Raw genomic sequence first — 23,741 nt, 5'->3', positions numbered from 1 at the left:
ACACATAATGATTACGATATAACACGATAAGACACCGCTATTTTATGCTTGTAATATTTCCACAGAGATTTTCAAGATGGAAGATTTTATGGAACGGGCTCTTCACTTCCTTTAAGTGTTCTTTGTCCTGAATGAATGTATACCTTGATGCAATGGAATTCATATCGGAAACAATTACCAGCCAGCATTCATCTACTGAAGTATCATAATAAGGGAATTTTTCATTTTTCTTATCAATAAGCTCGAGGATTTTTTCGGAACAGAGCTCGTCAAAGAGATTCATGCTGTACTCATGGGTAATAAAAACATTTCTGCGGTGAAAAGATTTTCTCATTCCTTTTACACATCCTACAGGCTTATTCTTTTTGATACTTCTGTAAATACTGAGGATATTTTCTTCCTGCTGTTCTATATTGTCAAACCTGATATTCGGGTGGAATTCCAAAAAATAAACACCACGATACTTCGCGGTGTCTTCCTGTTCTAATAATATTTCTGCCTGACGGAACATTTTATTTAAGGTACTTTCTGCCTTTTTCATTTCCAGATGGTTGATCACTTCGGTCAGCTCTATTCCGATCTTCTTGTCGTTGAGTTTGGCGATAAAGTCCGGACTTTCGCAGGTAAGATCTTCAAATTTGACATCGGGGAAATGATGCATAAATGAATTAAGCAGCAGAATCTCCGATTTCTTTCTATATTTTTCGCGGTCGTGGAGCAGAGATTCATCTATTTTTTGGTGATACTTTTCTATCGGCTTTTTTTTCAAATGCCGGTTCATATAGTATAGGCTTAGATTCTTTATTAAATCTTCATCAGAAAATGTCTTTTTCATAGGTGATTTTTTTATGTGACCAAAGAACGAATGCCATATTGGTTCTCACCGTTAGAAGTTTTTGATTTTCAAAAATTTACATAATAAAGGTAAGTAAAAAAACTATTCACAGGATACTTTTAAAATAATTTATCAAATAATTAATGTAAAGTTTACTTTCATAATCAATACCTTTGGCGCTCAAATTATTAAACTGTGATTTATATGGATTTTAAAAACTTTGAAATACCTTACAACGTTAATCCACAATATTCTAAAAAAACCGCCTATTTCTCAATGGAATTTGCCATTGAACAGGTTTTAAAAATATATTCGGGAGGCTTAGGATTCCTTGCAGGATCCCATATGAGAAGTGCTTACAACCTGAAACAGGACCTTATCGGAATCGGAATTCTATGGAAATTCGGTTATTATGATCAGGCCAGAAACCATGACCAGACCCTTCAGCCGGTTTGGACAAGAAAAATGTACAGCTTCCTTGAAGATACTGGCATAAAATTCCAGATCGAGATTCACAGCGCACCGGTATGGGTAAAGGTATGGTACCTTGATCCTGAAGTTTTCAATACAGCACCGATGTTTTTCCTTTCCACAGATGTTCCGGAAAACGATCATGTTTCCAAAACCATCTGCCACAAATTATATGATGCCAATGAATCTACAAAACTGGCTCAGTATATTTTATTAGGAAAAGGAGGCGCCAAACTCTTGGACGAAATAAATGCTGATAGAGATGTTTATCACCTGAATGAAGCTCACGGACTTCCTGCAGCATTCTACCTATTGAAAAAATACAATGGTGATCTGAACAAGGTAAAAGAAAAACTGGTTTTCACAACCCACACCCCGGAAGAGGCCGGAAATGAAAAACATAATCTTAAACTGTGCTATGATATGTCCTATTTTTCAGGTTTCAGCATGGAAGATGTGAAAAGTATTGAAGGAGCAGATGATGACCGTTTCAATCATTCATTGTGTGCCTTGAAAATGGCAAGAATGGCGAATGGTGTATCCAAGCTGCACGGAGTGGTTTCGAGAGCCATGTGGAATAAATATCCGGGAATCTGCGAAATTACTTCCATCACCAATGCACAGGAATTTAAATATTGGGCAGATAAGCCGCTCTATAATGCCAAAGACGAAAATGATGAAACTGTTTTCGATTACCGTAAAAAGCATTTAAAGAAAAGATTGTTCACGATTGTTGCAGATCAGACCGGAAACCTGTTCAATCCAAATGTTTTTACCATTGTCTGGGCAAGAAGATTTGCAGGATACAAACGTGCAGATTTACTCCTTCATGATAAGGAAAGATTCCACAGATTATTAAATAATCCGAAATATCCGGTGCAGATCATCTGGTCAGGAAAACCTTATCCGATGGATTATTCTGCTATTTCTACCTTCAATACTTTGGTGGAGGAAAGTAAAAATCATAAAAATATGGCTGTTCTTACAGGTTACGAGCTTTCTTTAAGCAAGTCTTTAAAACAGGGTTCAGATCTTTGGCTTAACAATCCAAGAGTTCCAAGAGAAGCTTCCGGAACCTCAGGAATGACTGCTGCTATGAACGGATCTGTAAACCTTTCTACTGATGACGGATGGATTCCTGAATTTGCAAAACCGGGAGAAAACTCGTTTGTAGTACCAAAAGCAGATTATTTAAACATGAGCATCTACGAACAGGATACGTATGATCTGAATAAGCTGTACGAAATTCTTGAAAACGAAATTCTTCCAACTTACTATGATAATCCGGATAAATGGAGAAAAATCCAGTATACTGCTATGGATGATGTTCAGGAGCAATTTAACAGTGATAGAATGGCAGATGAATATTATAAAGTACTTTATAAATAGAATAAACTTCATTTCTAAAATAAAAGAATCCGTGAAAATTTTCACGGATTCTTTTATTTTAATTTAATCTTTCTTTTTCTTCGGTACTTTCAGGCCTTTTTCCCGGGCTTCGGAAATACCTATGGCAATTGCCTGGGTTCTGCTGGTCACTTTTTTCCCTGAAGAAGATTTCAGTTTCCCTTCTTTGAACTCGTGCATGACTTTTCCTACTTTGTCCTGAGCTTTCTCTGAATATTTGGTCTTGCTCATGATAAAAATTTTTAAGATTTTGGCAGGGATACCCCCAGTTCATAAACTTTAGCGTGCTTCAGATACTTTGAACGCTCTCTTGAAGTAACCGACTCAAAATGATCATTTTTAATCACAATAATCGGGTCTTCTATATTTTCTATTTCAAAATTGGCAAAATACCTTTCATCCGGGCTGGTTTTATCATTATTAGCCTTTATTTTCTGGAGTTCATCGGCATATTTTCTGAATCCGGGATCAGAGGAATGGATAAATTTATACTCATCGCCTGCATATACATAGTAATGAAGTTGTTTCTCAATCAGCCCGGCCTCATCAGTAATCTGCGGATTATCATTTCCATCTTTAAAACCCACCTCTACCAAAGTTCCGCCTTTTTTGTTTGCACATTCTTCAGCATCTTTAAAACTTGAAAATCCTGTATAAACAATCCGATCGGCTAAAACATACCGGTTCAGTTTCTGGTTGTATGCATTCGTTTCCATAATTATTATTTTAATTTGATTGTATATTAATACATTCAATTTTTTTGCCAAAACTCGTATGAAAAAAGCTTTTTTATGCATTTAATAAAATTATTATCTTTGAAATCCATTAAAATTAGAAATGAAAAAAATATTCTTAACTCTTACTGTAGCTGTAGCGTTTCATAATGTCTCTGCACAGGAAATCACTTTAGATAAAATATATTCAGGATATTACCGTGGAAAAGGGATTGCCGGTATTACATCCATGAAAAACGGAGAAAACTATTTGGTTATTGAGCCGGAAGGAATTGCCAAATATTCTTACAAAACTTCACAGAAGGAAGGAAATATTGTTGACGGGAAATTTAACAGTTATGAATTCTCTGATGATGAGTCAAAAATTCTCCTTTTAAAAGAAAGCCAGCAGATCTACAGACATTCTTTCCTCGGAAAATTTGATGTGAAAGATTTAAAATCAGGTAAAACGATCAGCTTAAATGATGGTAAAACAGTTCAGGAGCCCAGATTTTCACCTGATGCCACCAAAGTAGCATTTATCTCGGAAAATAATTTATTCTATCAGGATCTGAATTCAGGGAAAATTACCCAGATCACGAATGACGGTAAGAAAAATTCCATCATCAACGGGCTTGCAGACTGGGTGTATGAAGAAGAATTCGGGCATGCAAGACAATATGAATGGACAAAAAATTCAGATGCTATTGTATTTGTAAAGTCTGATGAAAGCCAGGTTCCGGAAATCTACATTCCTATCTACGGGAAAAAACTGTATCCTGAAGAAATGCGTTACAAATATCCTAAGGCAGGAGAAAAAAATTCTGTAGTTTCTGCACAGTTATTCCGTCTTGATACCGGAAAAACAATGCCTATCAATTTGAGTTCTTTCAAAAATTATTATATCCCGAATGTTATCCAGACAGCAAAACCTGACGAAATTGTTCTGATTACTTCTGAAAGAATCCAGAATGCCTCTGATATTTTAAAGGTCAATACCAAAACCGGAGCTGTTCAGAAGCTTTTTACAGAAACGGATGAAAAGTGGATCGATACGGACAGTCCTACTCTGGAATTCCTTGATGACGATTCTTTCCTTTGGGGTTCTGAAAGAGACGGAAACCGTCACCTTTACTGGTATGACAAAGATGGAAAGCTAAAAAAACAGGTAACAAAAGGAAACTGGGAAGTAACCGATTATTACGGATTCAATCCCAAGTCTAAAGAAATTTACGTTCAGACTACTGAAAAAGGTAGTATTAATAAGGTAGTTTCCAAAGTTAACATTGAAAACGGAAAATCCCAGCTGATCTCAAATGCGGAAGGTAACAATTCAGCTAACTTCAGCAAAAACTACAATTATTTCATCGAAACATCTTCCACTGCTGCAAAACCTTACACTTTTGTTTTAAAAGACGGAAACGGTAAAACAGTTAAAGAGCTTCAAAACAATAACGATCAGTTACAGAAACTGAAAACAGATAATTTTGTGGATAAAGAATTCATCACTATTCCGAATGGTGCCGGAGATCAGATGAATGCATGGATCATGAAGCCTAAAAACTTTGATCCGAATAAAAAATATCCGCTGTTTATGTATCAGTATTCCGGTCCGGGATCACAGCAGGTTGCCAATTCATGGGATAACGGAAATGCTTTATGGTTTAACCATCTGGTACAGAAAGGCTATATCGTTGCCTGCGTTGATGGTCGTGGAACCGGTTATAAAGGCGCCAAGTTCAAGAAAGTTACTTATATGAATATGGGTAAATATGAGATTGAAGATCAGATTACTGCAGCAAAATGGTTCGGAAGCCAGTCTTATATTGACAAAACAAGAATCGGTATGTTCGGATGGAGCTACGGAGGATATATGACAAGTTTGGCTATGACGAAAGGAGCTGATGTTTTCAAAGCCGGAATTGCTGTTGCACCGGTTACCAACTGGAGATACTATGATTCTGTATACACGGAAAGATTTATGAGAACACCTCAGGAAAATGCTGACGGATATGATAAAAACTCTCCAACAGAATACGCCAATCTGTTAAAAGGTAAATTCCTGTTGATTCACGGGACAGCTGATGACAACGTACATTTCCAAAACTCTATGGAATTCTCTGAAGCTTTGATCCAGAACAAAAAACAGTTTGAATTCATGGCTTACCCGGATAGAAACCACAGTATTTATGGAGGCCAGACAAGACCGCAGCTGTATCAGAAAATGACAGATTTTATCTTGAATAATTTATAATACTAGCGATGAATAAAATTATTTTATCAGCATTTATTATATTTTCATTTTCGGTAAGAGCACAGACGAAGGCTATGACGGAAGACGGAAAAGAAGTTGTTCTTTTCGATAATAAAACATGGAAATTCGTCAACGAAAGTGATGAAAAAACTCTCGAAACTATCACCACTAATGAAGGATTATTCGAAAAGTCAAAAGAATCCACTTTTTTGGTAAGAAGTAAAAATATTGATGCCGGTTTTTATTACAATCCCAAAAGCTGGAGAATTGTAAAGGCTCCCGGGGCTACGGCTTTCGTGGAATATGCATTTAATAATAATTCTAATTCTTCAATATATGCCTTATTTGGAAGTGAAATTCTTCCGGTTCAGAGCTTGAAGAACTTAAAAGACATTCTGATTCCTGCCATTCAAAGAAATGCAGATTATTTTAGGTTAAAAAACTCTGAATACAGGACTATAAATGGTATTAAAGTACTCCATATAGAGTACAGTGCCAATGTTAAAGGATTGGATTTTGAATATATTGCAAACCTGTACCTTAACGGGGAAGGGTATTCCAGCATTTCTACGTACACCTATGCCAATCAGTTTGAAGCCAATAAAAAAGAAATGGAAAACTTTGCTAATGGTCTTGTAAAAACTGAAAAAGGAAAAGATATTGTAGAAGTTATAAAAGGGCCTCCTCCGCCAATGCTTCCAAAAAAATCAAAATAAAATACGATCCCCTCCCTTTTTTGGAGGGGATTTTTATATTTATTTTATTAATCATTTCATAGGATACTATTTATTTTATCAATTAAAATTAAAACCCTATTTTTGGGAAATTTGAAAATTGAAACTATGAAGACTAAACATCCTAAAGGCCTGCCCTTCCTCTTCTTCACAGAAATGTGGGAGCGTTTCGGGTATTATCTTATTCTTGGAATCTTTGTTCTTTATGTCATTGAGCCTACCGGACTAAAAGGAGGCCTTGGACTTCCGGACAAAACTGCTGATGATATTTTCGGAACTTATATCGCTTTAACCTATCTTACCCCCTTCCTTGGAGGATTTTTGGCAGACAGGGTTTTAGGCTATATCAAATCCATTTATTTAGGAGGAATCCTGATGGCAGCAGGATATATAGGAATGGGAGTTTTCAAAGAACTGCCTCTTTTCTATGGTTCACTGGCATTAATTATCATTGGGAACGGTTTCTTTAAACCTACCATCTCCACTCTTTTAGGAAACCTTTATTCAGAAGAACCTTATAAAGCCAATAAAGACTCCGGTTATAATATTTTCTACATGGGAATCAATATCGGGGCATTTATCTGTAATATTATTGCAGCTTTCATGCGTAATAAATTTGGTTGGGGAGAAGCCTTTATCACTGCCGGAGTTGGTATGTTGATAGGTATGATTATTTTTACCATCGGAAGAAAGCACTATATCCATGCAGCACAGATGAAACCTGTACAGGAAGGTGACACGAAACTTTCTGAAATTCTAATTAAAGTTTTTGTACCTGCCATTGCAGTGGGAGCTATAGGATGGTTTATTCCGGGAAATATTTTCGGAAGTGACAGTACTGATGCCTTTATTTTTGCCTGTGTTCCTGTTATTTATTTCTATGCTTCCCTTTACTTTAAGGCTAAGCCTGAAGAAAAACCATCAATTGGCGCTTTGCTTTCCGTATTCCTGATCAGTATGTTCTTCTGGGCTGTTTTCAAACAAAACGGTACGGCTCTTACCAGATGGGCTAACTATTACACAGACAGAAGTGTTCCTGCTTCTTTAGAAAAACCTCTCGAAAGCATTTATATGGTGGACGGAAAAAGTTATGAGAACAAAGAAGTTCCTGTATACGACAACCAGTTCCAGTCTCAGAAAGACAAAGACGGAAATACCATTAAAGAAACAGGAAAAGATGTATATTTTAAAAATATATCCCCCGAACAGCGTGCTGCTTTAGAGAAAAACCCTGAAACCAAGATGTATTTATATAATACGGAACTATTCCAGTCCATCAATCCGTTTTGGGTAATTGCCCTTACTCCTGTTATCGTAGGCTTCTGGGCATTATTAAGAAGAAAAGGAAAAGAACCTCTGACTCCTACAAAAATTGTTTTGGGATTGTTTATCTCAGGATTGTCATGTCTAGTAATGGTTCTTGCCGTTATGGCCGGAGATAACGGAGCGGTGAAAGTTTCTCCATTATGGCTGGTGGCAGGTTACGGAGTAATTACTGTAGGAGAATTATGTCTTTCTCCAATGGGACTTTCTTTTGTTTCCAAGCTTTCACCAGCAAGAATTACCGCATTGATGATGGGAGGTTTCTTCCTTGCCAACTCAGTAGGAAACAAGCTTTCCGGAATTCTGGCAAGCACATGGTACAGCTACGATAACAAAATGAATTACTTCCTTGTAAATTTCGCTTTGTTAATATTTGCGACACTTTTAGGGCTGTCTATGTTAAAAAGATTAAACAAGATCATGAAGGAAAAAGGACACTAATCCTTATTTATCATAAAGAATATCAAGCTGCAGAATCCCTCTGCAGCTTTTTTATTTAAATATAAAATTAAAACCTTGCCAAAAACTCAAAAAAAACTATATTTGTCAGTCTTAACAAAAATTAACAATAGAATGGATAATATTGAAGCATTAAGTCCGAAACCGGATGAACTTGTAGAGAATAAGAATTCAAGGCATCCAAAAGGATTGTGGGTTCTTTTCGGAACGGAAATGTGGGAGCGTTTCAACTTTTATGGGATGAGAGCCCTTCTGACGCTCTTCATGGTAAATTCCTTATTGATAAAAGAAGCTGATGCAGCAATCATCTATGGTGGATTTTTAGCTTTATGTTATTTAACGCCTCTTTTGGGAGGGTTCATTGCAGATAAATATATCGGAAACAGAAATGCCATTTTAATTGGTGGATCTTTAATGGCTATCGGTCAGTTCCTGTTATTTATCAGTGCCTCTACTTTCTCTGCAGATCTTGGCAGCTCCAAAATGATTATGTGGTTGGCCTTATTTATTATCATTTTTGGTAATGGATTTTTCAAACCTAATATTTCATCAATGGTGGGAAGCCTTTATCCTAAGCAGGAAAAATCTAAACTGGACTCTGCTTTCACCATTTTCTATATGGGGATCAACATTGGAGCATTCCTGGGACAGTTCATCTGCCCATACGTAGGAGATGTGAAAGATGCAACTACCGGAGTAAGAGATATTTTCGCTTTCAAATGGGGATTCTTAGCTGCTTCAATTGCAATGATCATCGGAACAGTAACATTCTTTATCCTTAAAAATAAATATGTAGTAACTCCTGAAGGAAGACCTATCGGTGGGTTACCAAAGCATAATACAAGTGCGGATTTCGAAGAAGGAGAAACTCAAACTGCAAAATTTTCAGGAGCTTCTTTGGGTATTACAGGATTCATTTTTGTAGTCTTATTCTTCGCTTTCAGATATTTACTTGTAGGGGAATTCGGATTTAACTCTGTAGAAATGGGACAGATGATCAAAGGAATTATTTATCCTTTCATCTATGCGGCAGGTATTTCCCTGGCATTCCTGATCATGAGTTCTGCAGAAAACAAAGTTGAAAAGCAAAGAATCTGGGTAATCTATATCGTATCTTTCTTTATCATTTTCTTCTGGGCAGCTTTCGAGCAGGCAGGATCTTCATTAACATTTATCGCAGATAACCAGACAGACAGAAATATTTTCGGATGGAATATGCCGCCTTCAATGGTGCAGATTTTCAACGGTATTTTCGTAGTTCTGTTAGCAGTTCCATTCAGCTTAACATGGGATAAACTGAGAGCAAAAGGCAAAGAACCTGTATCTCCTTTCAAGCAAGCTATGGGATTGGCATTGATCGCTCTTTCTTATTTCATTATTGCACACAACGTAAAAGATCTTGGAAATTCAGGATTATTAGCTATCAAATGGTTAATGCTACTATATTTCATCCAGACTTGTGGTGAGCTTTGCTTATCTCCAATTGGTCTTTCATTAGTAGGTAAACTTGCTCCAAAAAGATTTGCTTCATTATTATACGGAGTATTCTTTATTTCCAATGCTGCAGGATATGCATTAGCAGGTTCATTGGGAGCACTTATCCCTGCAACAGGTGATAAATTCAAAAAAGCAGAGGAAATCGGAGTAAACCTTCAGGATGTTTTAGATAAAAAAGTAACGTTAACTACTGAACAGGCAGCAGCATTTGAGAAAGCTCAGTTACCGTTGCACAATCCTACATTTGCAGGGTTTGAAATCCACAATCTATTTGAATTCTTTATGGTATTCGTAGTACTTTGTGGTATTGCAGCTGTTATTTTGGCATTTCTTTCTCCAATCTTAAAGAAAATGATGCACGGTGTAAAATAACCGCATCAATAAATATCATAAAACCTCTGCTAAGTCAGAGGTTTTTTTTATTTTCGTATGATGGAAGTTTCCGAAGATTCTTTATTTCAGTCCGTAAAGGAAATTATTAGGCAGTCGCGCGAAAAAGTGTTTCGGATCGCGAATTCTACCCTACTGCTCACCTACTGGCAAATCGGAAAACTTATTGTAGAAGATGAACAGAAGGGGAAAGAACGTGCTGAGTATGGAAAGCAAACATTAAAAAATCTTTCCAAAAAACTTTCTCTGGAATTTGGAAAAGGTTTTGATGAAAGTAATTTAAGAAATATGCGCTCCTTTTATCGGTCATTTCCAATTTGTGACGCAGTGCGTCACGAATTGAGCTGGACTCACTATAGACTGATTATAAGGCTTGACCACTGTAATAAAATGAATTATTATATCAATGAAGCTATTCAGAATAACTGGAATTATAGAGACCTAAAAAGACAAATCAACTCTCTTGCTTACGAAAGAGTTTTAGAACATAAAAAATCTCCTGTTGAAAATATCCACAGTGTTTTAAAAGACCCTTATATTTTTGAATTTTTGGGTTTAACTCCTGATGAAAAAATCTCAGAAAAAGAAATTGAAACAGCTATTATAGATCATATTCAAAAGTTTCTTCTGGAGTTCGGGAAAGGATTTGCATTTGTGGCCAGACAACAGCATATTTCTACAGATACTTCAGATTTTTATATCGATCTTGTTTTTTACAATTATATTCTAAAATGCTTCGTCATTATTGATCTTAAAACAGGAGAACTTTCCCATCAGGATATTGGCCAGATCGATATGTATGTAAGAATCTATGATGATATGAAACGAGGTGAAGGAGACAATCCCACCATTGGAATTCTACTTTGTTCAGAAAAAGATGAAACCATTGTAAAATACTCTGTACTGAATGATAAAAACAATCTGTTTGCCAGCAAATATCTCCTGTATCTTCCAAGAGAAGAAGAATTAAAAGAAATCATAGATCAGGACAGAATCCGTTTCGAACTGGATAAAAACAACAATAAAAACCCTAATTAAAATTATCATATACCATTATGAGCTTAACTTTAGATGAAATACAAAATTTCAAAGGAAAATATCCCCAACAGATCTGGAGCCTGTTTTTCTCTGAAATGTGGGAACGTTTCTGTTTCTACGGAATGCGCGGAATGTTAGTTTTCTTCATGATTTCACAGCTTAATTTCCATGAAAAAGAAGCTAATCTTCAATATGGCGCTACCCAGGCATTTGTGTATGCCTTTACATTTGTTGGCGGTCTTTTCGCCGATAAGATCCTTGGATTTAGAAAATCTCTCTTTTGGGGTGGGCTTCTGATGATTGTCGGAAGTTTAATTCTGGCAGCAGATCCACACAAATTCTTTTTCCTGGGAATTGCATTTACTGTGGTAGGAACAGGTTTCTTCAAACCTAATATCTCATCTATGGTTGGTCAGCTTTATAAACCAAACGATTCACGTGCCGATGCCGGCTTCTCTCTTTTTTATGCAGGAATTAACCTCGGAGCTTTGCTTGGAGGATATCTGTGTATTGCTATTGGAAAAGGAGAAGTTTTAGGCAATACGATCTCAGAAGGAATAAGATGGAATGTTGCTTTCGGACTGGCCGCAATAGTAATGGTAATTAGCCTCGTTAACTTCATCTTCACACAACAAAGACTGGGAACAATTGGTCTTCAGCCGGGGCATCCTTTGGCAGAAGTAAAAGCTGCTCCAATCCCAAAATGGCAAGAGTATGGAGTGTATGTTTTATCACTTATTTTCGTTCCAATTATTATGAAAATGGTTGCGAAAACGGAATATACAGATTATTTCATGTGGACAATCGGACCTTTGACATTGATCTATCTGTTCTATGAGATGTCTAAAGTAACCGCTTCAGAACGTAAGAAACTTTGGGCAGCTTTAGTATTTATTATATTTTCTATATTATTCTGGGGAATCTACGAACAAAGCGGCGGTTCTTTAAGTATTTTCGCAGCAAAAAACCTTAATAAAGATCTTCTTGGGCTGGACCCCAATGGAGTAAATAACTCCGGAGGAGCATTTTTCATTATTTTCCTTGCTCCACTTATCGGACTTCTTTGGATATGGCTGAATAAAAGAAAAATTGAACCCAATACTATTGTTAAATTCGGTTTAGGATTTATTTTCCTGGGAATCGGATATTATGTTTTATTTGCAACCAGACTTTTTGCAGATCTTCAGGGAATAACATCGCTGAACTTTTTTACATTGGCATTATTGATTATCACTCTTGGGGAGCTTTGCCTTTCACCAATCGGGTTATCAATCATGACGAAGCTTTCTACCAAAAATCTTCAGGGAATGATGATGGGAATGTGGTTCCTGGCTTCTGCTTACGGGCAGTATGTTGCAGGGATCATAGGAGCGGGACTTGCCACAGCAAAAGAGGGTTCTACCAACTATGATGCTTTGATCACTTACACTGATGGATATAAACAATTGGGATTATATGCGGTAATTGCGGGTGTGGTATTAATTTTGATATCTCCGTTCGTGAAAAAATTAATGCAGGATGTAAAATAGTGTAAGCAGATTATGCTTATTTTTATGTTAAATATCAAATTATGAAAAAAATTATAAGCATATTCCTTCTACTTATAGTAAATTTTAGCTTTGCTCAGGTAAAATGGATGACCATTGAAGAAGCTTTAAAAGCCCAAAAAGAAAATCCCAAAAAGATCCTGATCGATTTTTATGCAGATTGGTGCGGCCCATGTAAGATCATGGATAAAAAGACATATGGTCACGACATCATTGCCCAAATCTTGAATGAAAATTATTATCCCGTAAAATTTAATGCTGAGGAAAAACAGTCTATTGAAGCTTTCGGGAGAACATTTTCCAATGATAATACCGAACATAAAAAAGGAAGAAATTCCCTTCACGAATTTACTCAATACATGAATGTCGCTGCCGTTCCCAGCACTGTATTTTTAGATGAGAGCGGCGGACCAATTACTATTCTGCAGGGAGAACTGTCGGCTAAGGAACTGGAACCTTATTTAGAGTTTATCTCAAAAGATCTTTTCAAAAAGATCCGTACCAGAGAACAGTGGGAAGATTATCAGAAAAAATTCAAATCTAAAATCAAAGATTAACTATACGGCGGCTTTCAAAATTGGAAGCCGTTTTTTTAGTTTTAACAACCAAATATTTTCAGCAAAAAGTTTTAATCTTAAACCTATTTTCCCGAAATTAGGGCTCATTTTTAAAATGACTTTAGAAACTTCTATAGAATACGTCAAAGGAATAGGTCCTGACAGAGCCAAACTCATTAAGAATGTGTTAGGTCTGTCAACCGTTGATGATCTTCTGAACTTCTACCCTATCCGCTATCTGGATAAAAATAAAGTCTATAAGATATCACAGCTTGAGGAAAGCAGTATTGAGATACAGCTTAAAGGAAGAATCACACAGATTCAGGAAATTCAGACTGGGAAAACGAAAAGACTTTCTGCGAAATTCAATGATGATACGGGAACAATGGATCTGGTCTGGTTTCAGTATTCAAAATGGCTGAAAGAGCAGATTCCTGTCAATCATGAAGTTTATATTTTCGGAAAAATCAATGTTTTTAACCGGCAGTTTTCCATGCCTCACCCTGAAATTGAAGCTGAAGAAAATAAGGAAAATGACAGTCGCTTGAAACCCATTTATCCAAGCTCTGAAAAGCTGACTAAAAGAGGACTTAATCAAAGATTTTTTCAAAATGTTTTGAGGAACATCTGCAGGGAAATTCCAAATCTTATTGAAGAAAATTTTCCTGATTATATGATGAAAGCATTTAAGTTTTTATCAAGACAGCATACTTTTTTAAATATTCATTTTCCAAAGGATATGGAGCATTTTGAAAAAGCGGATAACAGGCTGAAGTTTGAAGAATCTTTCTTCTTCCAGCTGGGCTATGGTCTTAAAAAGCTTCATCACAAAACCCACTCACCGGGAAATCCGTTTCCTATTGTAGGTGATCATTTTAATGATTTTTACAATCACCATATCCCTTTTGATCTTACGAATGCACAAAAGAGGGTTCTAAAAGAGATCCGTCTGGATATGAAGAGACCTATTCAGATGAACAGACTTCTTCAGGGTGATGTAGGATCAGGAAAAACGATGGTTGCATTGCTTACAATGCTGATTGCTATGGATAATGGTTTTCAGAGTTGTATGATGGCCCCGACTGAGATCCTTGCCCAGCAGCATTACAATGGAATTAAAGATCTTTTAACGGGAACAGGAATTAATATCCGTCTTCTGACAGGTTCTACCAAAACTTCAGAAAGAAAGATTATTCACGAAGAGCTGGAAAGTGGTACGCTTTCTATTCTGGTGGGAACCCACGCAGTTCTGGAAGATAAAGTGAAGTTTAAAAACCTTGGACTTGCCATTATTGATGAACAGCACAGATTTGGGGTAGCGCAGAGGGCAAAACTTTGGGCAAAAAATAAAATCCCTCCACATATTCTGGTCATGACCGCAACTCCTATTCCAAGGACACTGGCCATGAGTTTTTATTCTGATCTTGATGTTTCTGTGATTGATGAAATGCCGGTGGGAAGAAAACCTATTATCACAGCCCACAGACGGGAGAAAGACAGGACTTATGTGTATAATTTCTGCCGTGATGAAATAAGAAAAGGGAGACAGGTTTATTTTGTGTATCCTTTGATTGAGGAGTCTGAAACACTGGATTATAAAAATCTGATGGAAGGTCTGGATCACGTCATGAATGCATTTTCCGATTATAATGTCACCATGCTTCACGGAAAGATGAAACCTGCTGAAAAAGATGCTGCGATGAATTATTTTGCATCTGGTAAAGCAGAAATTATGGTGGCTACCACTGTAATTGAAGTAGGCGTTAATGTTCCGAATGCTTCTGTGATGGTAATAGAAAGTTCAGAAAGATTTGGACTTTCCCAGCTTCATCAGCTGCGTGGACGTGTGGGAAGGGGGGCAGAACAAAGCTACTGTATCCTTATGACTTCCGATAAATTATCTAAGGAAAGCAGAACCCGTATCAGGACCATGACGGAAACAAATGATGGATTCAAAATTTCTGAGGTGGATATGCAGCTCAGAGGCCCCGGAGATATTTTAGGAACACAGCAAAGTGGTGTTGTGGATTTTAAAAGACTTGATCTTGTAAATGATTCAGCTATCATTAAAACAACAAAAAATACAGTTGATAAAATCCTGGAAGCAGATCCGCACCTGACAAATCCGGAGAACCAGGTCATCAAGAATTACTATTTGAAATACTATAAGGGAAAAAATAAGTGGAGTAAAATTTCATAAAAAAACCGCGAAAAGAAAATCTTTCCGCGGCCCCCTTATAAAACTGTTATTTAGAAGAAATTACTTTTTGAATTGTTTAAAAAATCTATTTTAATAGCAAGAACTAATATTTTGTGATTGGGTGTGAAAATATTTATATATTACTTGAATTTTTCAGTTCTGGCTATTAAAATAAATTAAAAAAACAAAATGAATTATTTTTCCAACTTGCTTATTATAAAAACTAACTGTTCAGGTCGAAGGAAGTGGGAATGAAACGAATAAATATCCTTCAACCGTCTTAAGTTTTCATGATTGTACCGTTTTGTTTAAAGATCTTCTATGCTTTATAGCTGGAAATAAACATAATCCATTTTGTTAAAACTAACATTGTGACTTATATTTTGATTCTAATGAAATAATCTATTCTCCACATTTATTGCTTTTTTTATAGCTAATTTGTGTTGCAATGTTTACGTTTACAAAATTGGTGATAATGTAGGGATTGGTCCTTATATTATTTTAATTATTAGTTATACAATTTTCACTTTTATGTGAATAGTATGTGGTAAATAATAACTTCTATATGAGAAAATTAAATTAACAAAGTCTTTATTCATCATACTTTCATAATAAAATTATCTTTATTCAATCCGGAAGACTCATACTGCCAGTTTATCGTAATTATTTCCGTAACGGACTTTTTAAGACCTTCATAAGTCTCCGGTTTTTTCATGAAAATATTTGCTCCGTTAACGAAGACATCTTCTATCTCTGCTTCCGAAATCTGATGCCCATAAACAGCAACTGCTATATTGCTGAATCTTGGTTCCGCTTTAATTTCTTTCAGGCACTCCATCCAACTTTTCCCGGCAATATCATATCTGATAAAGACCAGTTCAGGAATAATTGCCCCGCAGCTCTTTAAATATTTCATAAGGTCTTCTCCACCGGAAAAACACTGGGACTTCACTCCTATCTTTAAATCTTTGAAAATATTTTTAAAGAATATCATGTTACCCTCATCATCATCTGTTGCTATTACATTCAGGTATTCTTTATTCATACAATACTTTTGAATTTATAGCGATACTTTGGCTCTTTCTTCTTTTTGTAATGATCTTATGAAATTGGGAAGGCGTAATTCCGGTAGTGTTTTTAAACTGGGTACTCAAATGGGCAACACTGGAGTAATTCAGTTTATGGGCAATCTCTGTCAGACTCTGCTTATTATTTAAGATCAGTTCCTTCGCATATTCTATTTTCTGAAGGATAATAAAGTTTTCTATAGATGTAAAAGCGACCTCTGAAAAAAGATTGGAAAGGTAACCATAGCTGTGATTCAGCTTTTCAGCAATGTAAATCGAGGCTTTCACTGGAACTGCATTTTCAGAAAAAACAAGTTCCACAATTGCATCTTTTATTTTCTGTACCAAAGCTGTTTTTTGGCTTTCGATAATCTCGATGCCGTAATCTTTCAGATTCTTCTTAAAAAGATTATGCTGCTCCTGGGTAATGGGTTCATAGAACTCTACTTCACCAAAGTTCAGCAGGCGGTATTTCAGCCCGTGTTCCTTTAGTTTCTCATCCAATACCTTCTTACAGAGGGCATTGAAATCAAATTTTACATACATTTTCATCCTGGTATAAGTGTGTTAAATTTCGAAGTAAATATAATAATTTATTTCATTTAAAAGTGAAATAGGTATGAAAATTTTAACATAATGTATAAAAAACAAAAAACTCCTGCATTTTGAATACAGGAATTTAAACACTAAGGATGAAAAAAATATACTGATAAAAAGCTGTAAAAGCTTAAAACCAAGCATATGAATGTATTATTGAAAGTGATTTGGTTCTGTTACAAAGATGAAGTAAAAAAAAACATCACCTGTTATAGAATTATAATTTAATGTTACAGAATTTTAAGTCAATCATTTGTGAATTAAGAATTCCATAAGGTAATCGTCCATCACAAAATTATCACCTATATCCAAAATCACTTCATCATATACTCTGTATCCTTGGGATTCATAGAATTTTTTAGCAGAATTTTCTTTATTAACGTTTAAAATAATTCTTTCATCTCCACTTTCAGCAACTTTGTCTTTCAAAAAATTCAATGCTCCTTTCCCAAATCCTTTTCCTTTACTTTCCGGTACCAAGTAAATACGGTGAAGCTTTGTGGTCCCGGGTTCATAATTATTTTCATAACCAATAAAACCTTCAAACGAATCATTATTTTCATCAAAAATCAGATAATAATGGTAATCAGGATGCTGAAACTGATTTGAAATCTCTTCTTCCGAATACATTTTCCCCAACATATATTCTATTTGTTCCTGGGAAATAATTCCTTTATAAGCAACTTCCCAGGATCTTCTGGCCAGATCCTGTATTAACGGAATATCCTTCTTTCCTGCTTCTGTTAATTTCATTATTTTAAATTTTAAGATTAAAAAAAGTGAAAAGCCGGAACTTTTCACCTTTGATATTTTTTGATTTCAATGGTGAATGATCAATAGCCAATTTTAAGTTATGGTTAAAAACTGACTATTCACTTGCGAAGCAAAATTCACAATTGACTTTTATTAAATTTTCGTCATTTCAGCTTTGATCTTCGAATAAAGTCCTTCTGAAGCCTGAACAAGAGGAAGTCTTAAATAATTTTTAATAATTCCTTTTTCCGCAAGGATTACTTTAATTCCGCAAGGGTTTCCTTCTGCAAAAATCAGTCTGGTGATCTCTACCAATTTATTGTGGATTTCATAAGCCTCTTTCACTTTTCCATCGAAAGCCAGCTGAACCATTGCAGAAAATTCTTTTGGATAGCCCTGTCCGATTACAGAAATCACACCGTTTCCTCCTGCCAACGTCACCGGAAGTGTATATTCATCATCTCCGGAAACCAGTGAAAACCCTTCAGGTTTCTTTCTCAGAATATCAAAATACTGAAGAATGTTCGGTGCCGCTTCCTTGATCATAAATAAATTCGGGAATTCTTTTGCCAGACGTAAAGTGGTATCAGCCTCAATATTTTGTCCTGTTCTGGATGGCACATTATAAATAATGATATTTTTACCTGTGGAAGCAAGTAATTTATAGTGCTGATAAAGCCCTTCCTGATTAGGTTTATTGTAATATGGGGATACAGAAAGTACTGCATCAAATGCGGAAAGATCTGTTTCTTCAATCTGTTTCTTTACTTCAAGAGTATTATTTCCGCCAATTCCCAAAACCAAAGGAAGACGTTTACTATTAACCTTAATGATATGCTCAATCACCTGTTTCTTCTCCTCATCAGAAAGCGTTGCAGCTTCTGCTGTAGTTCCCAAAACAACTAAATAATTGGTTCCGTTTTCTATATTATACTCAACAAGTTTCGTTAAACTGTCGAAATCAACGGATAAATCTTCATTAAAGGGTGTTACCAATGCAACACCTACTCCTTTTAAAATGTTCATTTGTTTGAATTATTTTTTTCAAATTTAATAATTTACGATAAGAATTTGTAATAAATAATAATGTTTTATTCTACATATAATTATATTTGCATATACTAAAAGATATTATGACATCGCTATGACCAAATTCGTTTATAAAAAACTATAAATACTGGCGATTACATATGACCTTTAAAAAAATAATTTGCAACATATGAAAAATAAATTCTTGTTACTAGGAATTGCTCTGGCCACACTTACTGCCTGCAAAACAGCTTCTACGCTGCAGCTGGCAGAAGTTCAGACCCAGAAAAACATTTCTATTAATAATGAGCTAAAAAATGATGAGGAGTTTGTAAAAGTTATTGAACCTTATAAGCAGAAACTGGACAAGGAGATGAATCAGAAGATCTCCCATACCAGTCTAGACCTTACCAAGCAAGGAGATAACAGCAATCTGGGCAATCTTTTAGCCGACTATACTTTTGAAGGTGCTGATGCATGGACAAAAAAGAATCTTAATAAAAGCGTAGACGCAGCTCTGATCAATATCGGAGGAATACGTACTACAATCGGGAAAGGTGATATTCTTCTGAAAAGTGTTTTTGAAGTAATGCCTTTCGAGAATGAAGTAATTATTGTAAAAATGAAAGGGTCAGATCTTCAGGGACTTTTTGATTATTACGCAAAGACCCAGGTCAACAATCCTGTTTCCCATTTATATATTGAAACCAATAACGGACAACTTACCAAGTCCCTGATCAATGGAAAGCCTGTAAATCCAAATCAGGATTACTATATTGCCACTTCAGATTATCTGGCACTTGGCGGAGACAATATGAAATTCTTCTCCAAAGGGGAATCTATTTCTACAGGGATCAAATTAAGGGATCTTTTCATTGAATATTTCAAGAAAACTCCTGAGGTAGTTCCGAATACGGATGTTCGTTTAAATTTTATCGGTAAGAAGTAATGGATAGAAAAAGTTTTTTAAAAGTAATAGGGGGTGGATCTTTAGCAGCAGCTTTAGCTCCGAATATGATGATGGCAGAAGAATTGAAACTCAATCCATTTACATCTGCAAATAAACTGACCATTCTTCATACCAACGATCAGCATAGCAGAATAGAGCCTTTTGACTCAACCTATACAAAAAATCCCAATCAGGGAGGATTTGCCAGAAGGGCAAGTTTGATACAGCAGATCAGAAGCCAGGAAAGCAATGTTCTTCTTCTGGATTCCGGTGATATTTTTCAGGGAACTCCATATTTCAATTTTTTTGGAGGGGAGCTGGAATTTAAACTGATGTCTATGATGAAGTATGATGCTTCTACGATGGGAAACCATGATTTTGACAATGGCCTTGACGGTTTCTTAAAAACACTTCCCAATGCAAAGTTTCCATTCATCTGTTCAAATTATGATTTCAAAAATACAGTTCTGGACGGAAAAACTTCACAGTATAAGATCTTTAATAAAAACGGAATAAAAGTCGGGATTTTCGGGGTTGGTATTGAATTGGATGGTCTTGTGGGCAAAAAGCAGTATGGTGAAACCATTTATTCAGATCCTGTAGACGTGGCTCAACATTATTCCAACTTCCTGAAAAACGAACAAAAATGTGATCTTGTAATCTGCCTTTCACATATCGGCTATGATTATAAAGATGAACCTAATAAAATAAGTGATAAAACTCTGGCTGCCAAAACAGAAAATATTGATATTATCTTAGGCGGACATACTCATACTTTTTTACCAGAACCTCAAACTTTTACCAACAGACAGGGTAAAAATGTACTGGTAAATCAGGTAGGATGGGCAGGTCTTCTTCTCGGCAGGATAGATTTTTATTTTGATGCCAATAAAAACGTAAAGCACATTTCCTGGAACAACCAGGTGATAGACAGTAGTATAACCGTATAATATGAAAAAACTCTCTTTAATCTCTCTTGGTATTTTAGCCTCCCTGCAATTCATGAATGCGCAGGTTATTTCATCAAAAAAATGGACAGATCTTTTTTCCTATAATAATGTTCTGGCCATGAAGGAAGACAATGGAAAAATAGTTGCCGCTACAGAAAACGGTATATTCTATTACACCATTTCATCCGGAGAGATTACAAAGCTGTCAAAGGCTAACGGTCTCCATGACGTTAATATATCTGCCTTCGACTATAATCCACAGACTAAAATAGGAATTATAGGATACGCAAACGGTTCTATGGACGTTATTACCCCGGAAGAGGTTAAGTATATTGTTGATATTCCTATTGCAACCGGTTATAACGGAAGCAAAAAGATCAATCATATTTCCATCACAGGGGATCAGGCCGTAATATCTGTAGGTTATGGAATTTCTATATTTAATATTAATAAGAAAGAATTCGGGGATTCTGCATTCTTTGTAAGCGGCGGTGTGTATGAAGCCAGCAACGAAGCAACCATATTCGGGACAAAAGTGTATTCTGTAACCAATACAGGACTTAAAAGCCATGAAATGAATAATACATTTCCAGTATTTTCTACATGGACAACTGAAATACCAGGGTCATACAAACATATTGACTCAGAATCATCACTAATCTTTTCATCTGCCACTTCTGCATACATCTACAGTAACGGTACAGGTACTGCCCTACCGGCAAGTTTCAGTAATATTCAGGATATTGTCATTAATGCAAACAATATTATAGTAACGGATAACAGAATCTATACATTTGGGCTCAACGGAATATCTCAAAATGCTGTAAGCATGGGGGAAGACTGTAATACTGCCATAACAGCCAACGGAAAAATATATGGCGGAACCATACTGTCTGGAATAAAAGAAGAAAGTGGTACGACCTATAAGCCGTCAGGCCCATATTCTAACTCTTCATATAAGATTAATCTATATGATAACAATCAGATGCTGGTATCATCCGGATCAAGGTTAAACAGGTACAATCATCCTGCAGAAAACCCTAAAAAACCTGGATTTTATTATTTTAATGGATCAGAATGGATCTATCCTTCTTATTTCATTGGCCTTACTACTCCCGTTAATGTTCTGGATGCAGTAATGAATCCTGCAGATAATAGTGAAGTGTTTTTTACTAATTATACAATAGGTTCGCAAGGTGTTTATAAAATGAAATATAATTCTGGCAGTAAAGACTTTGATCTAGTAAAATATTATGATATGGGAACTCCCGGTATTTCCTATCGCCGTCCTGTAGGATTTGTATTTGACAACCAAAATAATCTTTTTGTTTCTGTAGGTTTTAATGATGGATCTCCATCTATAGGTATATATGATAAGGCAGCAGATAATTTTATTGTAAAAAAATTCGGTCTAACAAGTGAAGGAATGCAGAAGCCAGTATTTTATGAAAATATGCTGTGGCTGCCTCTTCCAAGAACCAATAATTTCATTGTATACGATTATAAGACTCCTACTAATATTTCAGATGATACTGACTATATATTAAAAGATACCAACGGATTTGCCGGAAATTCAAAAGGAACTCTCTCTGTAGCTTTCAGCAAATCAGGAGATGCCTGGATTGGTACCGATAGCGGATTAAGAATATTAGCTAATGCTGCTACTGCAATAAAAGATCCGGACCCTAAAGTAGAACCTATTATTATAGAACAAGGTGGGCTTGGGGAAGAGCTTTTCAGAGATGGTCAGATATTACAGATAGAAGTAGATGCCGGAGATTACAAATGGGTATCTGTAGATGGCGGTGGTGTATATTACCTTTCTTCCGACGGACAACAGGCTATTAAGCATTTTACGAAAGAAAACTCACCGCTTCCTACCAATTCTGTTACCGATATAAAGGTCGATAAAAAAACAGGAAAAGTATATTTTGTAACATTCAATGGTGTTGTTACTTATCAGGGAGATGTAGCAGATGTGACTGCTAATTTCGGAAATGTGGTGGTTTATCCTAATCCTGTAGTTTATTCAAACTTTAAAGGAAAAGTTACTATTAAAGGACTTGCAGAAAAAACAAATATCAGAATTGCTGATGCTGCAGGAAACGTAATACATTCTGCTGTAGCCAGAGGAGGTTATTATGAATGGGACCTTAATAACCAGAAGGGGACCAGAGTAGCTTCAGGTATTTATTTTGTACTGATGACCAATGAAGACGGATCAGATAAAGCTACTGCAAAAATAGCTGTAGTTAATTAATGAATTCACAAAACGGATTTTTACTATCATTCATAAAATATGGCGAAAATGATGCTGTCCTGCATTGTTTTACAGAGGAGGATGGCTTTCAGACCTATTTCGTAAAAGGAATCTATTCCAAAAGGAATAAAAAGAAAGCCCTGCTTCAGCCATTAAGCCTGCTGAACTTTACCGTTAATCCTGCAAAAGGAAATGGAATTCCACTGGTTTCAAAATTTGAACTGGTAAAGAACCATGATATGTATACGGATATTAAAGCCAATACCGTTATATTTTTCATTTCAGATTTCCTGAATCAGGTTCTAAGGCACGAAAATAAGAATCCAGATCTTTTTCTCAGCATTGATGAATTTATAAGTGAGTTGATGAACAAAAACTATCAATGTCACTTACTCTTCTTAATTACTGTGTTAAAAATTCAGGGAGTTGCCCCTTTGATACATGAAGGAAAATATTTAGATCCGGAAACAGGAACATTTTCTGATATCCCTGCACATCAACTATTCGATGATAAAATATCGGACCTATGGAAAACAGCTCTTTTCTCAGAAAAGCTTTATACAACAAAGATCCATTCATTGCAGCGAAAAGATTTTCTGGACAGTATTTTAGTATATTACCATTATCATATTACAGATTTCAAAATACCCACATCGCTGGAAGTTATTCAACAGATTTTTGAATAATATGAATGAAAGATAAATTGGCCAT

At 35.8% G+C, this 23,741-nt stretch carries 20 protein-coding genes; 13 read left to right on the top strand and 7 right to left on the bottom strand.

The window, feature by feature from the left end:
• Nucleotides 1–37 precede the first annotated feature (37 nt).
• Nucleotides 38–835, bottom strand: coding sequence for a hypothetical protein (locus ACQWU4_RS13300; RefSeq protein WP_429936238.1), 798 nt, complete (start codon nt 833–835; stop codon nt 38–40).
• 204 nt (nt 836–1,039) lie between these two features.
• Here ACQWU4_RS13300 and glgP point away from each other — a divergent pair, with 204 nt between their 5' ends.
• Entirely contained in the window at nt 1,040–2,695 is a 1,656-nt protein-coding gene (gene glgP / locus ACQWU4_RS13295) for an alpha-glucan family phosphorylase (RefSeq protein WP_429936237.1), read from the top strand.
• A gap of 63 nt (nt 2,696–2,758) precedes the next feature.
• On the opposite strand, the gene ACQWU4_RS13290 is transcribed toward glgP, so the two are convergent.
• Nucleotides 2,759–2,944 (bottom strand): DUF6496 domain-containing protein, encoded by a 186-nt coding sequence (locus tag ACQWU4_RS13290; protein ID WP_429936236.1) that lies wholly within the window; start codon nt 2,942–2,944, stop codon nt 2,759–2,761.
• 11 nt (nt 2,945–2,955) lie between these two features.
• The gene (locus ACQWU4_RS13285) at nt 2,956–3,429 is read right to left on the bottom strand and encodes a hypothetical protein (RefSeq protein ID WP_429936235.1); all 474 of its coding nucleotides are present in this window, start codon (nt 3,427–3,429) and stop codon (nt 2,956–2,958) included.
• 121 nt (nt 3,430–3,550) lie between these two features.
• Between ACQWU4_RS13285 and ACQWU4_RS13280 the strand changes: the two genes are divergently transcribed.
• From ACQWU4_RS13280 to recG, 8 genes are all read left to right on the top strand, one after another.
• The gene (locus tag ACQWU4_RS13280; RefSeq protein ID WP_429936234.1) at nt 3,551–5,680 is read left to right on the top strand and encodes a S9 family peptidase; all 2,130 of its coding nucleotides are present in this window, start codon (nt 3,551–3,553) and stop codon (nt 5,678–5,680) included.
• An 8-nt stretch (nt 5,681–5,688) separates the two neighbouring features.
• Nucleotides 5,689–6,396, top strand: a complete 708-nt coding sequence (locus ACQWU4_RS13275) for a hypothetical protein (protein ID WP_429936233.1) — start codon at nt 5,689–5,691, stop codon at nt 6,394–6,396.
• A 126-nt stretch (nt 6,397–6,522) separates the two neighbouring features.
• Nucleotides 6,523–8,178: a peptide MFS transporter gene (locus ACQWU4_RS13270; RefSeq protein ID WP_429936232.1), complete on the top strand. Its 1,656-nt coding sequence runs from the start codon at nt 6,523–6,525 to the stop codon at nt 8,176–8,178.
• 132 nt (nt 8,179–8,310) lie between these two features.
• Nucleotides 8,311–10,065 (top strand): peptide MFS transporter, encoded by a 1,755-nt coding sequence (locus tag ACQWU4_RS13265; protein WP_429936231.1) that lies wholly within the window; start codon nt 8,311–8,313, stop codon nt 10,063–10,065.
• Between the two features lie 57 nt (nt 10,066–10,122).
• Nucleotides 10,123–11,121 carry a PDDEXK nuclease domain-containing protein gene (locus tag ACQWU4_RS13260; protein WP_429936230.1) on the top strand — a complete coding sequence of 333 codons (999 nt, stop codon included), beginning with the start codon at nt 10,123–10,125 and terminating at the stop codon, nt 11,119–11,121.
• A 17-nt stretch (nt 11,122–11,138) separates the two neighbouring features.
• Nucleotides 11,139–12,650, top strand: coding sequence for a peptide MFS transporter (locus tag ACQWU4_RS13255; RefSeq protein ID WP_429936229.1), 1,512 nt, complete (start codon nt 11,139–11,141; stop codon nt 12,648–12,650).
• 41 nt (nt 12,651–12,691) lie between these two features.
• Nucleotides 12,692–13,225: a thioredoxin family protein gene (locus tag ACQWU4_RS13250; protein ID WP_429936228.1), complete on the top strand. Its 534-nt coding sequence runs from the start codon at nt 12,692–12,694 to the stop codon at nt 13,223–13,225.
• 115 nt (nt 13,226–13,340) lie between these two features.
• Nucleotides 13,341–15,425: an ATP-dependent DNA helicase RecG gene (gene recG, locus ACQWU4_RS13245; RefSeq protein WP_429936227.1), complete on the top strand. Its 2,085-nt coding sequence runs from the start codon at nt 13,341–13,343 to the stop codon at nt 15,423–15,425.
• A 598-nt stretch (nt 15,426–16,023) separates the two neighbouring features.
• Here recG and ACQWU4_RS13240 read toward each other — a convergent pair.
• The 4 genes from ACQWU4_RS13240 to dapA form a co-directional block, all read right to left on the bottom strand.
• Nucleotides 16,024–16,470 carry a response regulator gene (locus tag ACQWU4_RS13240; protein WP_429936226.1) on the bottom strand — a complete coding sequence of 149 codons (447 nt, stop codon included), beginning with the start codon at nt 16,468–16,470 and terminating at the stop codon, nt 16,024–16,026.
• The gene (locus tag ACQWU4_RS13235) at nt 16,463–17,044 is read right to left on the bottom strand and encodes a helix-turn-helix domain-containing protein (protein WP_429936225.1); all 582 of its coding nucleotides are present in this window, start codon (nt 17,042–17,044) and stop codon (nt 16,463–16,465) included. The genes ACQWU4_RS13240 and ACQWU4_RS13235 overlap by 8 nt, the downstream gene beginning before the upstream one ends.
• Nucleotides 17,045–17,338: 294 nt before the next feature.
• Complete coding sequence (locus ACQWU4_RS13230; RefSeq protein WP_429936224.1) at nt 17,339–17,842, bottom strand: GNAT family N-acetyltransferase; 504 nt, start codon at nt 17,840–17,842, stop codon at nt 17,339–17,341.
• 153 nt (nt 17,843–17,995) lie between these two features.
• Complete coding sequence (gene dapA, locus ACQWU4_RS13225) at nt 17,996–18,868, bottom strand: 4-hydroxy-tetrahydrodipicolinate synthase (protein ID WP_429936223.1); 873 nt, start codon at nt 18,866–18,868, stop codon at nt 17,996–17,998.
• A 193-nt stretch (nt 18,869–19,061) separates the two neighbouring features.
• On the opposite strand from dapA, the gene ACQWU4_RS13220 reads away from it, so the two are divergent.
• The 4 genes from ACQWU4_RS13220 to recO are packed head-to-tail and all read left to right on the top strand — an operon-like array spanning nt 19,062 to nt 23,716.
• Nucleotides 19,062–19,820 carry a 5'-nucleotidase C-terminal domain-containing protein gene (locus tag ACQWU4_RS13220; RefSeq protein WP_429936222.1) on the top strand — a complete coding sequence of 253 codons (759 nt, stop codon included), beginning with the start codon at nt 19,062–19,064 and terminating at the stop codon, nt 19,818–19,820.
• Nucleotides 19,820–20,770 carry a bifunctional metallophosphatase/5'-nucleotidase gene (locus ACQWU4_RS13215; RefSeq protein WP_429936221.1) on the top strand — a complete coding sequence of 317 codons (951 nt, stop codon included), beginning with the start codon at nt 19,820–19,822 and terminating at the stop codon, nt 20,768–20,770. The genes ACQWU4_RS13220 and ACQWU4_RS13215 overlap by 1 nt, the downstream gene beginning before the upstream one ends.
• Nucleotide 20,771: 1 nt before the next feature.
• Nucleotides 20,772–23,030, top strand: coding sequence for a hypothetical protein (locus tag ACQWU4_RS13210; RefSeq protein ID WP_429936220.1), 2,259 nt, complete (start codon nt 20,772–20,774; stop codon nt 23,028–23,030).
• Nucleotides 23,030–23,716 carry a DNA repair protein RecO gene (gene recO, locus ACQWU4_RS13205; protein ID WP_429936219.1) on the top strand — a complete coding sequence of 229 codons (687 nt, stop codon included), beginning with the start codon at nt 23,030–23,032 and terminating at the stop codon, nt 23,714–23,716. Before ACQWU4_RS13210 ends, recO begins: the two co-directional genes overlap by 1 nt.
• The last annotated feature ends 25 nt before the right edge of the window (nt 23,717–23,741 follow it).

This window comes from Chryseobacterium sp. MIQD13, assembly GCF_050496705.1.
Classification (GTDB): domain Bacteria; phylum Bacteroidota; class Bacteroidia; order Flavobacteriales; family Weeksellaceae; genus Chryseobacterium.
Note: the sequence above shows the minus strand (reverse complement) of the source record. Positions and strands in the feature narration are given on the sequence as shown.